The organism is Georgenia sp. Z1491 (assembly GCF_057652395.1).
This window is the reverse complement of sequence record NZ_CM172729.1, coordinates 3,167,171-3,178,760: the sequence shown is the minus strand read 5'-3', so window position 1 is coordinate 3,178,760 and position 11,590 is coordinate 3,167,171. Positions and strand designations below refer to the sequence as shown.

Annotated in this window: 13 protein-coding genes; all 13 read left to right on the top strand. The window is 72.2% G+C overall.

Annotated features, from left to right (window positions below):
• Nucleotides 1-46 precede the first annotated feature (46 nt).
• The 13 genes from rpmE to atpD all read left to right on the top strand — a co-directional run bounded on the left by rpmE (nucleotide 47) and on the right by atpD (nucleotide 11,590).
• Nucleotides 47-265 carry a 50S ribosomal protein L31 gene (gene rpmE / locus AC24HA_RS14590; protein WP_425707872.1) on the top strand — a complete coding sequence of 73 codons (219 nt, stop codon included), beginning with the start codon at nucleotides 47-49 and terminating at the stop codon, nucleotides 263-265.
• Nucleotides 266-392: 127 nt separating this feature from the next.
• Entirely contained in the window at nucleotides 393-1,502 is a 1,110-nt protein-coding gene (gene prfA / locus AC24HA_RS14585) for a peptide chain release factor 1 (RefSeq protein WP_425707873.1), read from the top strand.
• Entirely contained in the window at nucleotides 1,499-2,395 is an 897-nt protein-coding gene (gene prmC, locus AC24HA_RS14580; protein ID WP_425707874.1) for a peptide chain release factor N(5)-glutamine methyltransferase, read from the top strand. The genes prfA and prmC overlap by 4 nt, the downstream gene beginning before the upstream one ends.
• Nucleotides 2,392-3,078, top strand: coding sequence for an L-threonylcarbamoyladenylate synthase (locus AC24HA_RS14575; protein WP_425707875.1), 687 nt, complete (start codon nucleotides 2,392-2,394; stop codon nucleotides 3,076-3,078). Before prmC ends, AC24HA_RS14575 begins: the two co-directional genes overlap by 4 nt.
• Nucleotides 3,075-4,187 (top strand): MraY family glycosyltransferase, encoded by a 1,113-nt coding sequence (locus AC24HA_RS14570; RefSeq protein WP_425707876.1) that lies wholly within the window; start codon nucleotides 3,075-3,077, stop codon nucleotides 4,185-4,187. Before AC24HA_RS14575 ends, AC24HA_RS14570 begins: the two co-directional genes overlap by 4 nt.
• Nucleotides 4,184-4,774, top strand: coding sequence for a Cg1360 family ATP-synthase-associated protein (locus AC24HA_RS14565; RefSeq protein WP_425707877.1), 591 nt, complete (start codon nucleotides 4,184-4,186; stop codon nucleotides 4,772-4,774). Before AC24HA_RS14570 ends, AC24HA_RS14565 begins: the two co-directional genes overlap by 4 nt.
• Nucleotides 4,775-4,980: 206 nt before the next feature.
• Complete coding sequence (gene atpB, locus AC24HA_RS14560) at nucleotides 4,981-5,799, top strand: F0F1 ATP synthase subunit A (protein WP_425707878.1); 819 nt, start codon at nucleotides 4,981-4,983, stop codon at nucleotides 5,797-5,799.
• Nucleotides 5,800-5,876: 77 nt separating this feature from the next.
• A complete protein-coding gene (atpE, locus tag AC24HA_RS14555; RefSeq protein WP_425707879.1) occupies nucleotides 5,877-6,080 on the top strand; it encodes an ATP synthase F0 subunit C in 204 nt (67 codons plus the stop codon).
• On the top strand, nucleotides 6,080-6,664 hold the full coding sequence (locus AC24HA_RS14550) for a F0F1 ATP synthase subunit B (protein WP_425707880.1): 585 nt from the start codon (nucleotides 6,080-6,082) through the stop codon (nucleotides 6,662-6,664). The genes atpE and AC24HA_RS14550 overlap by 1 nt, the downstream gene beginning before the upstream one ends.
• Before the next feature lie 5 nt (nucleotides 6,665-6,669).
• A complete protein-coding gene (locus AC24HA_RS14545) occupies nucleotides 6,670-7,482 on the top strand; it encodes a F0F1 ATP synthase subunit delta (RefSeq protein ID WP_425707881.1) in 813 nt (270 codons plus the stop codon).
• A gap of 66 nt (nucleotides 7,483-7,548) precedes the next feature.
• The gene (gene atpA, locus AC24HA_RS14540; protein WP_425707882.1) at nucleotides 7,549-9,180 is read left to right on the top strand and encodes a F0F1 ATP synthase subunit alpha; all 1,632 of its coding nucleotides are present in this window, start codon (nucleotides 7,549-7,551) and stop codon (nucleotides 9,178-9,180) included.
• A 3-nt stretch (nucleotides 9,181-9,183) separates the two neighbouring features.
• Nucleotides 9,184-10,077 (top strand): F0F1 ATP synthase subunit gamma, encoded by an 894-nt coding sequence (locus tag AC24HA_RS14535; RefSeq protein ID WP_425707883.1) that lies wholly within the window; start codon nucleotides 9,184-9,186, stop codon nucleotides 10,075-10,077.
• Between the two features lie 49 nt (nucleotides 10,078-10,126).
• Entirely contained in the window at nucleotides 10,127-11,590 is a 1,464-nt protein-coding gene (gene atpD, locus AC24HA_RS14530) for a F0F1 ATP synthase subunit beta (protein WP_425707884.1), read from the top strand.

The window sequence follows — 11,590 nt, the reverse complement described above, 5'->3', positions numbered from 1 at the left end:
ACCAGCGCGGCGACCCGGTCCGCCGTGAAACCCCTTGGAGATCCACATGAAGCAGGGCATCCACCCCGACTACGTCGCCACCACGGTGACGTGCACGTGCGGGAACACCTTCGAGACGCGGTCGACCGCCACGTCCGGCTCGATCAACGTCGAGGTGTGCAGCGCGTGCCACCCGTTCTACACGGGCAAGCAGAAGATCCTCGACACCGGTGGTCGCGTGGCCCGCTTCGAGGCCCGCTACGGCAAGAAGAAGTCCGCCAGCTAGCTTCCACGACGCGCCGGTGGCGGCGCCGCCCCACCGGCGGCGTCGCCACCGGCGCTCGTTCGTCCCCGCACCCGCGCGCCCGCCGCGCGGGCATCCGCCGCACCGCGTTCCTCGCCGGAAGGACCCCATGAGCAGCCCCGAGCTCACCGAGGCGCTGTCGCCGCTGCTCGCGGAGCACGCTGAGCTCGAGGTCGCCCTGGCGGACCCCGACGTCCACTCCGACGCCGGCCGCGCCCGTGCCCTGGCCCGTCGCTACGCCGAGCTGTCCCGCGTGAGTGCCGCGGCCGCCGCGGAGCAGGCCGCCCGCGAGGACCTCGCCGCCGCCGTGGAGCTCATCGAGCTCTCGACGGGCGAGGAGGCCGACCAGCTCCGCGCCGAGCTCGCCGACCTCGAGGCGGTGCACGCCGACGCCCTCGAGCACCTGCGTGACGTCCTGCTGCCGCGGGACCCCGACGACTCCCGCGACGTCATCCTCGAGATCAAGGCCGGCGAGGGCGGGGACGAGTCCGCCCTCTTCGCCGGCGACCTGCTGCGGATGTACACCCGCTACGCGGAGCGGCGCGGCTGGACCACCCAGGTCCTCAGCCTCACCGAGACCGGGCTCGGCGGCGTCAAGGACGCGGCCCTGTCCGTGCGCACGCGCGGCGACGTCGCGCCGGAGGACGGCGCGTGGGCGAGCCTGAAGTACGAGGGCGGCGTGCACCGCGTGCAGCGCGTCCCCGTCACCGAGTCCGCGGGACGCATCCACACCTCCGCCGCCGGCGTCCTCGCGCTGCCCGAGGTCGACGACCCGGGCGAGATCGAGATCGACCCGAACGACCTGCGGATCGACGTCTACCGGTCCTCCGGCCCCGGCGGCCAGTCCGTCAACACCACCGACTCGGCCGTGCGGATCACCCACGAGCCCACCGGCATCGTCGTGTCCATGCAGGACGAGAAGTCCCAGCTGCAGAACCGCGAGGCCGCGATGCGGGTGCTGCGCGCGCGCCTCCTCGCCGAGCGCAACGCGCGGCTCGAGGCCGAGGCGGCCGACGCCCGCCGCTCCCAGGTGCGCACCGTGGACCGCTCCGAGCGGATTCGCACCTACAACTTCCCCGAGAACCGCATCGCCGACCACCGCACCGGGTTCAAGGCGTACAACCTCGACCAGGTGCTCGACGGCGACCTCGGCCCCGTCGTCGCCTCCGCCGTCGAGGCCGACGAGGCGGCCCGCCTGGCCGACGCCTCCGGGTCGTGAACCCCGCGGCGCCCACCTGGCGCGCGGCCGTCTCGGGCGCCGCCCGGCTGCTCGCGGAGGCCGGGGTGCCGAGCCCGGAGGTCGACGCCCGCCTGCTCGCCGAGCACGTCGCCGGCCTCTCCCCGCTGCTCATGGCGCCCGCCCCCACGCCCGACCAGGTCGGCGACTACGCCCACGCGGTCGAGCGCCGCGCCGCCCGCGAGCCGCTGCAGCACATCACCGGCCGGATGCACTTCCGCCGGCTCGAGCTGCACGCCGGGCCCGGCGCGTTCGTCGTGCGGCCCGAGACCGAGCTCGTCGCCGGCGCCGCGGTCGACGCCGCGCGTGCAGCCGCCCGCGACGGTCGTCGGCCCGTCGTCGTCGACCTGTGCACCGGCTCCGGGGCGATCGCCCTGGCCGTGGCCACCGAGGTCGCCACCGCCGAGGTCCACGCCGTCGAGCTCTCGGCCGACGCACTGGCGATCGCCCGGCGCAACGTCGAGCGGCACGCCCCGCGGGTGCGGCTCGCGCGGGGGGACGCGCGCAGCGCCCTGCCGGAGCTGGAGGGGACGTGCGACGTCGTCGTGTCCAACCCGCCCTACGTGCCCGACGACGCGGTTCCGCGCGACCCGGAGGTGCGCGTCCACGACCCCTCGCGGGCCCTGTACGGCGGGGGTTCCGACGGACTCGACGTGCCGCGCGCCGTGCTCGCGCGCGCCCGGGACCTGCTCGCGCCCGGCGGCGTCGCGATCGTGGAGCACTCCGAGGAGCAGGGGGCCGCGCTGCGCGACCACGCCCGCGCGCTCGGCCTGGCCGAGGCGCGCACCCACCGGGACCTCACCGGTCGCGAGCGGTTCCTCACGGCGAGCGCGCCCGGGCACCCGGGGGCAGGCGTGGAACACTCGGCCCCGTGACCGTCTTCGACACGTCCTCCGCGCGCGAGCGCGCGGTCGGCCTCGACGCCGCCGTGTCGGCGCTCGGCCGCGGTGAGCTCGTCGTGCTGCCGACGGACACCGTCTACGGGGTCGCCGCCAACGCCTTCGACCCGGCCGCCGTCGAGGTGCTCCAGGCCGCCAAGGGACGCGGCCGCGACAAGCCGCCCCCCGTTCTCGTCGGCGACCTCGCCGTCCTGCCCGCCCTGACCACGCACCTGCCTCACTCCGCCCACGCGCTGGCCGAACGCTTCTGGCCCGGAGCCCTCACGCTCGTGTGCCGGTCCCAGCCCGCGCTGAGCTGGGACCTGGGCGACACCCGGGGCACCGTGGCCGTGCGGATGCCCGACGACGAGCTGGCGCGAGAGCTCCTGCGCCGCGCAGGGCCGACCGCGGTCTCCTCGGCGAACCGCACCGGCCACCCGCCGCCCGGCACATGCGCCGACGCACGCGAGCAGCTGGGCGGGTCGGTCGCCGTCTACCTGGACGCGGGCGCGGTCGGCGCCGGCGAGCCGTCGACCATCCTCGACCTCACCGGGGAGACCGTGCGGGTCCTGCGGCTCGGCGCGCTGTCCCTCGCCACGCTCGCCGAGGTCGTGCCCGAGCTCGCCGAGACCGGGGACGCCGGTCCGGGCGGTGAGGCGGGCTCGCCCGCCCCGGCATGAGGACCTACCTGCTCGTCACGGCGCTCGCCGCCGTCGTCACCTACCTGCTCACCCCGGTCCTGCGGCGCGTCGCCGTCCGCGTGGGTGCGCTGACCGCCGTGCGGGACCGCGACGTCCACGCGGTGCCCACCCCGCGGCTCGGCGGCCTCGCGATGCTTCTCGGGTTCGGCGGAGCGATGCTGCTCGCCTCGCGCATCCCGTACCTCGAGGACGTGTTCGCCCAGTCCTCGCAGGCGTGGGGCATCCTCCTCGGCGCGTGCGTCATCTGCCTGATCGGCGTGGCCGACGACGTGTGGGACCTCGACTGGCTGACGAAGCTCGCCGGCCAGTTCCTCGCGGCGGGCCTCATGGCCTGGCAGGGCGTCCAGCTCATCACGTTCCCGATCTTCGGCCTGACCATCGGCTCCTCGGGCTTCTCGCTGCTGGCGACGGTGCTCATCGTCGTCGTCGTGGTCAACGCCGTGAACTTCGTCGACGGTCTCGACGGGCTGGCCGCAGGCATGATCCTCATCGGCGCCTCGTCGTTCTTCCTGTTCACCTACCTGCTGGCGCGGGACGCCTCGCCGGGCAACTACGCGAACGTCGCCTCGGCGATCCTCGCCGCGCTCGCCGGGGCGTGCCTGGGCTTCCTCCCGCACAACCTGCACCCCGCCCGCATCTTCATGGGCGACTCCGGCGCGATGTTCCTCGGCCTCGTGCTCTCCGGTGCGGCCATCGTCGTCACGGGCCAGATCGACCCCTCGGCCGTATCCACGAGCCGCGCCCTGCCGGCGTTCGTGCCGATCCTCATCCCCGTCGCCGTGCTCGCGGTCCCGCTCATCGAGATCGTCACCTCGGTGGTGCGCCGCGTGGTCGACGGACGCTCCCCGTTCGACGCGGACGCCTCGCACCTCCACCACCGGCTGCTCCGGCTCGGGCACAGCCACCGCGCCGCGGTCGCAATCCTCCACCTGTGGACCGCGGTCGTGTCCGGCACCGCGGTCTCCCTCGCCTTCTTCCCCCTCGCGCAGGTCGCGATCGGCGCCGGCGGTGCCGCGCTCGTCGCGCTCGTGCTCACCGCGCGTCTCCTGCCCGCCCACCGCAAGTCCAGCCCCAGGAGCTCCACGTGACCGACCCGACCACCAACGACCCGACGGCCGACGACGGCGCGGACCAGACCCGACGGACCCCGGGCGCGGACGAGGCCCCACCGACGTCGGACGCAGGCACCGACGCGGATGCAGGCACCGGCTCGGAGGCGGCCGCCCCGCGGCCGAGGGACCCCAACGACCCCGCTCTGCCGCCGGAGCTCTTCACCGGCATCCTCAAACGGCTCGTGCTCTTCCTCCTCGTCGTCGCGGCCCTGTCCATCGGGATCGGGCTTCTCGTCGGCGGGACGCGTGGCATGTGGGGCGGCGTCATCGGCACCGGCCTCGCCGCGATCTTCGCCGTGACCACCGTCGTGGCCGTCCGGGCGGCCGCGAAGCGCCCGCTCGACCTCATGGTCATCGCCGTCATGGGCTCGTGGTTGCTCAAGACCGTGCTGGTCATCCTCGTCCTGCTCGCGGTGCGCGACGCCGACTTCTTCCACCGCGGGGTGCTCTTCGGCTCCGCCGCGATCGCGGTCCTCGGCTCGGTCCTCATCGACTCCCACGCCGTGATGACGGCGCGGATCCCCTACACCTCACCGCCGGCGAGGCCCGACGTCGAGGACTGACGTCGAGGTCCGCGGGGGCGTCCGTCGGCCCGACGCCGGACGGCCCAGAACGTGACGGGTGTCGCGTCGTGGGCCCCGAGATCGGGGGTGGAGGGCCAGTCGGAATGGGTTAGTCTGACTGCCGTCGGTGCGCTACGAGGGAGCTCTCGAGGTGTGCCGCACGCGCCGCCCACCATGACCCCGGGAGACGACCTGTGCTGAATGCGTTGACGAACGCCGCCACTGCCGCGCACGTCCGCATCGTCACCGCCGAGGGGGGCGAGGGCTGGCACGCGCCGGGTCTCGAGGAGTTCTTCCCCGAGCCGTTCCTCTTCGAGGGCACGCCGTTCGCCCTCAACCGGATCATGCTGGTCCGATTCGTCGCCGTGGCCGCCCTGGTCCTCGTCATCTGGCTGGGTACCCGGAGGCTGCGGCTCGTGCCCGGCCGGGCTCAGTCACTGATGGAGCTCGCCCAGGAGTTCGTGCGCCGCAACATCGCCTTCGACTCGCTCGGCGAACGGCTGGGCCGCAAGTACACGCCCCTGCTCACCGTGATCTTCGTCGGCGTCCTGTTCTTCAACATGACGGGCGTGATCCCGTTCCTCAACATCGCGGGAACGTCAGTCGTCGGTCTTCCGCTGACGTTCGCGATCATCGCGTGGATCGCCTTCATGTACGCCGGCATCAGGGAGCGCGGCGCGGGGAAGTTCTTCGGCGGCCAGCTCTTCCCGGCGGGCGTGCCGAAGCCGATCTACATCATCCTCACGCCCATCGAGTTCATCTCGACCTTCCTCCTGCGGCCGGTGACGCTCACCATCCGTCTGCTGGCCAACATGATGTCCGGGCACATCCTGCTCGTGCTGTGCTTCTCGGCCACGCACTTCTTCTTCTTCCAGGCGAGCGGCGTGATGGCCGGCCTCGGCGGTGTCACTCTCGTGGCCGGGCTGGGATTCACGCTGTTCGAGATCTTCATCAGCGCGCTGCAGGCCTACATCTTCACGCTGCTCTCCGCCGTGTACATCCAGCTCTCCGTGTCCGACCACTAGGCCGGACCCGCATCCGGCCACGGCCGGCACACTCCACACCAGACCGATCCACACCCACACAAGTAAGGAACCACCACATGGACGGCTCGCTCTCCGCAGTTGGTTACGGCCTCGGCACGATCGGCCCCGGCATCGGCATCGGCTACCTCGTCGGCAAGACCCAGGAGGCCACCGCCCGCCAGCCCGAGGTCGCGGGCCGCCTGATGACCAACATGTTCATCGGTGCCGCGTTCGCCGAGGCTCTCGGTCTGCTCGGCCTCATCGCGGGCCTCATCTTCTGATGCCTGCCAGCGGCAACGTCGTCGCGGGGGTGAGGGACGGTCTCGACCTCCTCATCCCGGCCTGGTACGACATCATCTGGTCGCTGGTGGTCGTCGCAGTCATCGCCTTCGCGGTCGTCCGCTGGGGCGTACCGCGCCTCACCGGCATCCTCGACGAGCGGTCCGACAAGATCGCCGAGGGCCTGCGCAAGGCGGAGGACGCCGAGGCGATGCTCGCCAACGCCGAGGAGTCCTCGGCCAGCGAGCTGGCCGAGGCGCGCCGCGAGGCGGCCGGCATCCGCGAGCGGGCCAACGCCCGCGGCAAGGAGATCGAGGCCGAGGCCCAGCGCAAGGCGCAGGACGAGGCCGAGCGCACCACGGCCGCGGCCGAGCGCCAGATCGAGGCGGAGCGCCGTCAGGCCGCGCAGAGCCTGCGCAGCGACGTCGGCACGCTCGCCGTGGAGCTGGCCTCGCGGATCGTGGGGGAGTCCCTCGCGGACTCCGCCGCCCAGTCCCGCGTGGTCGACCGGTTCCTCGACGACCTCGAGCAGCAGAACACCGCCGGCGCCACCACCCGCACCACCAGCACGACCCAGGAGGGCTGATCGTCATGCGCGCCTCCAGCTCCGTCGCCCTCGGGCAGGCTCAGGGTCGCTGGGACCCGGTCGTCCGGGAGGCCGATGACGCGTTCGACCTCGCGGGGACGGTCTTCGCGGTCGCGGACCTGCTCGCCGAGAGCACGGCCGTGCGGCGCGCGATGACCGACCCGTCCCGCTCCGGCGAGGACCGGGCCGCGCTCGCGGTGCGCGTCCTGGGCGACTCCGTGGACGGCCGCGTGACCGATCTCGTCGCCGGGCTGGCGCGCGAGCGCTGGTCGGCGGACCTGGACATCGTCGAGGCCCTCGAGACCCTCGGGCAGGACACGGTCCTCGCGGCGGCCGAGCGGGGCGACGGGCTCGACGCGCTCGGCGCGGAGCTGCTCGACGTGCGCGGCGTCATCGCCGGCTCGCCCGACCTCGAGGTGGCGCTGGCCGAGGAGGCGCGGGACCTGGCCGGTCGCCGCGAGCTCCTGACCCGGGTGCTCGGCGAGCGCATCTCGCCGGCGGCGCTGCTCATCGCCCGCCGCGGTGTCGGCTCGCTCCACGAGCGCTCGGTGCTCAGCGCGCTGACCCACGCCGCCGAACGCGCGGCCGAGCGGCGCGACCGCAAGGTCGCCCGCGTCACGGCGGCCGTCCCACTCACGGGCGAGCAGCGCGAGCGGCTCGTCGCCGCGCTCGCCCGCGAGCACGGCAGCGACATCGCGCTGCACGTCGACATCGACCCCGCGATCATCGGGGGTCTGCGCGTCGAGGTCGGTCACACGATCCTGGACGGCACCGTCCGCACGCGCCTGGACGAGGCGCACCGGCGCATCGCCGGCTGATCGACCCCACACGCAGGAACACAATCGGGCCCCACGAGGGACCGGACGAGGACAAGGACACTTGAGATGGCAGAGCTGACGATCCGCCCCGACGAGATCCGGGCGGCCCTGGACAGCTTCGTGAGCTCCTACGAGCCGGGGGCCGCGAGCACGGACGAGATCGGCCACGTGATCTCCGCCGCGGACGGTATCGCGACCGTCGAGGGCCTCCCCGGCGCGATGGCCAACGAGCTGCTGCGCTTCGAGGACGGTACGCTCGGCCTGGCGATGAACCTCGAGGAGCGCCACATCGGTGTCGTCGTCCTCGGCGAGTACACCGCCATCGAGGAGGGCCAGGAGGTGCACCGCACCGGCGAGGTGCTCTCGGTCCCGGTCGGAGACGGCTACCTCGGTCGCGTGGTCGACCCGCTCGGCAAGCCGATCGACGGCCTCGGCGAGATCACCGAGCTCCAGGGGCGCCGCGCGCTCGAGCTCCAGGCCCCCGGCGTCATGGCCCGCAAGTCGGTCCACGAGCCGCTGCAGACGGGCCTCAAGGCCATCGACGCGATGATCCCGATCGGTCGCGGCCAGCGTCAGCTCATCATCGGCGACCGCAAGACCGGCAAGACGGCGATCGCCCTGGACGCGATCCTCAACCAGAAGGCCAACTGGGACTCGGGCGACCCGGCCAAGCAGGTCCGCTGCGTCTACGTCGCCATCGGCCAGAAGGGCTCGACGATCGCGGCGGTCCGCAAGACGCTCGAGGACGCCGGCGCGCTGGAGTACACGACGATCGTCGCCTCGCCCGCGTCGGACCCGGCCGGCTTCAAGTACATCGCCCCCTACACGGGCTCGGCCATCGGCCAGCACTGGATGTACGGCGGCAAGCACGTCCTCATCGTGTTCGACGACCTGTCGAAGCAGGCCGAGGCCTACCGCGCCGTGTCCCTGCTGCTGCGCCGCCCGCCGGGCCGTGAGGCCTACCCGGGCGACGTCTTCTACCTGCACTCCCGGCTGCTCGAGCGCTGCGCGAAGCTGAACGACGAGCTCGGCTCCGGGTCGATGACCGGTCTGCCGATCATCGAGACCAAGGGCAACGACGTCTCGGCGTACATCCCGACCAACGTCATCTCGATCACCGACGGCCAGATCTTTCTGCAGTCGGACCTGTTCAACTCGAACCAGCGTCCCGCCGTCGACGTCGGCATCTCGGTGTCCCGGGTCGGTGGTGACGCGCAGATCAAGGCGATGAAGAAGGTCGCGGGCACGCTGAAGATCACGCTCGCCCAGTACCGAGCCATGGCCTCGTTCGCCATGTTCGCCTCGGACCTGGACCCGACGACCCGCCAGCAGCTCACCCGCGGCGAGCGCCTCATGGAGCTGCTCAAGCAGCAGCAGTCCAGCCCGTACCCGGTGGAGGACCAGGTCGTCTCCATCTGGGCGGGAACGAACGGCTACCTCGACGACGTCGAGGTGAGCGACGTGTCCCGCTTCGAGACCGAGCTGATCGACCACCTGCGCTCGACCACCTCCGTGCTCGACGCGATCGTCTCCACCGGCAAGCTCGACGACGACACCCTCCAGGCGCTGCAGGCCGGCGTCGAGGACTTCCGCTCCGGGTTCACCACCGGGGAGGGCAAGCTGCTCGAGGAGGTCGAGGGCGAGGAGGAGTCCGAGGCCGAGGTCGCGCAGGAGCAGATCGTCAGGGCCAAGGCCTGATCCATGGCGGGACAGCAGCGCGTCTACAAGCAGAAGATCCGGGCGACCCAGACGCTCAAGAAGGTCTTCCGCGCGATGGAGCTCATCGCGGCCTCACGGATCGGCAAGGCCCGGGACGCCGCGCTCGGGTCCGACCCCTACACCGCCGCGCTCATCCGCGCGGTGTCGGCCGTCGCGTCGCACGCGGATCTCGACCACCCGCTGATCTCGGGTCGCGACGACACCACGGACGTCGCGGTGCTCGTCGTTACCTCCGACCGCGGCATGGCGGGCGCCTACTCGGCGACCGTGCTGCGGGAGGCCGAGCGCCTGCTCGAGGAGCTGGAGGCCGAGGGCAAGACCCCCCGGCTGTACGTCTTCGGCCGCCGGGGCGAGAGCTACTTCAAGTTCCGCGGTCGCGAGGTCGTGGCGACCTGGACCGGTGAGTCCGACAGCCCCTCGGTCGCGGTCTCCCAGGAGATCGCGCAGACCCTGCTCGGCGCCTACCGGGCCGAGCCGGGCGAGGGCGGGGTGAGCGAGCTGCACGTCGTGTTCACCCGGTTCCAGTCGATGGTCACGCAGGTCGTCCAGCGTCGCCGCGTCCTTCCGCTCGAGGTGGTCGAGGGTGTCGCCGAGCCGACGTCGAAGGCGCTGCCGCTCTACGAGTTCGAGCCGAGCCCCGAGGACGTGCTCGACCAGCTCCTCCCGATGTACGTCTCCAACCGCATCCGCGCCCAGCTGCTCATGGCGGCGGCCTCCGAGCTGGCCTCGCGCCAGCGCGCGATGCACACGGCGACCGAGAACGCGGAGGACATCATCCGCGACTACACGCGGCTGGCGAACCAGGCGCGGCAGGGTGAGATCACCCAGGAGATCTCCGAGATCGTCTCGGGCGTCGACGCGCTGAGCGCGAGCTGACCCACCCGACCCCCACACTTCCGAGCACCCGAGACCGAGGACGAAACTCATGACCGCCACCCAGTCCGAGACGCCGCAGGCCGAGACCGCCGGCGTCGGCCGCATCGCCCGAGTGATCGGTGCCGTCGTCGACGTCGAGTTCCCGGCCGGCCAGATCCCCGAGGTCTACAACGCGCTGAAGACCACGCTCCACCTGCCCGGGCAGGAGGAGGCCGCCGAGATCACGCTCGAGACCGCCCAGCACCTCGGCGACCACCTCGTGCGCGCCATCGCGCTCAAGCCGACCGACGGCCTCGTCCGCGGCGGCGAGGTCCGCGACACCGGTGCGCCGATCTCGGTGCCCGTCGGCGACGTGACCAAGGGGCACGTCTTCGACGTCACCGGCGAGCCGCTCAACCTCGCGGAGGGCGAGACCCTCGAGGTGACCGAGCGCTGGCCCATCCACCGCCAGCCCCCGCGGTTCGACGAGCTCGAGGGCTCGACGACGATGTTCGAGACCGGCATCAAGGTCATCGACCTGCTCACCCCGTACGTCCAGGGCGGGAAGATCGGCCTGTTCGGTGGCGCCGGCGTCGGCAAGACGGTCCTCATCCAGGAGATGATCCAGCGCGTCGCGCAGGACCACGGCGGTGTGTCGGTGTTCGCCGGTGTCGGTGAGCGTACCCGTGAGGGCAACGACCTCATCGAGGAGATGGACGACGCCGGGGTCTTCGACAAGACCGCCCTCGTGTTCGGCCAGATGGACGAGCCCCCGGGTACGCGCCTGCGCGTCGCCCTCTCGGCGCTGACGATGGCGGAGTACTTCCGCGACGTCCAGCAGCAGGAGGTGCTGCTGTTCATCGACAACATCTTCCGCTTCACGCAGGCGGGCTCCGAGGTCTCCACGCTGCTCGGCCGTGTCCCCTCCGCCGTGGGCTACCAGCCCACCCTCGCGGACGAGATGGGCCAGCTCCAGGAGCGCATCACCTCCACCCGCGGCCACTCGATCACCTCGCTGCAGGCGATCTACGTCCCCGCGGACGACTACACGGACCCCGCCCCGGCGACCACGTTCGCGCACCTGGACTCCACCACGGAGCTCTCCCGCGACATCGCCTCGCGCGGCCTGTACCCGGCCGTGGACCCGCTGACCTCCACCTCGCGCATCCTCGCGCCGGAGTTCGTGGGCCAGGAGCACTACGAGGTCGCCACGCGCGTGAAGTCGATCCTGCAGAAGAACAAGGAGCTGCAGGACATCATCGCGATCCTCGGCGTCGACGAGCTCGGCGAGGAGGACAAGGTGACGGTCGCGCGTGCGCGCCGCATCGAGCAGTACCTGTCGCAGAACACCTACACCGCCATCAAGTTCACGGGCGTGGAGGGCTCGACCGTGCCGGTCGCCGAGACCGTCGAGGCGTTCAAGCGCATCGCGGACGGCCAGTACGACCACGTGCCGGAGCAGGCGTTCTTCAACATCGGCGGTATCGAGGACCTCGAGCGCGCATGGTCCAAGATCCAGGCCGACGAGCGCTGA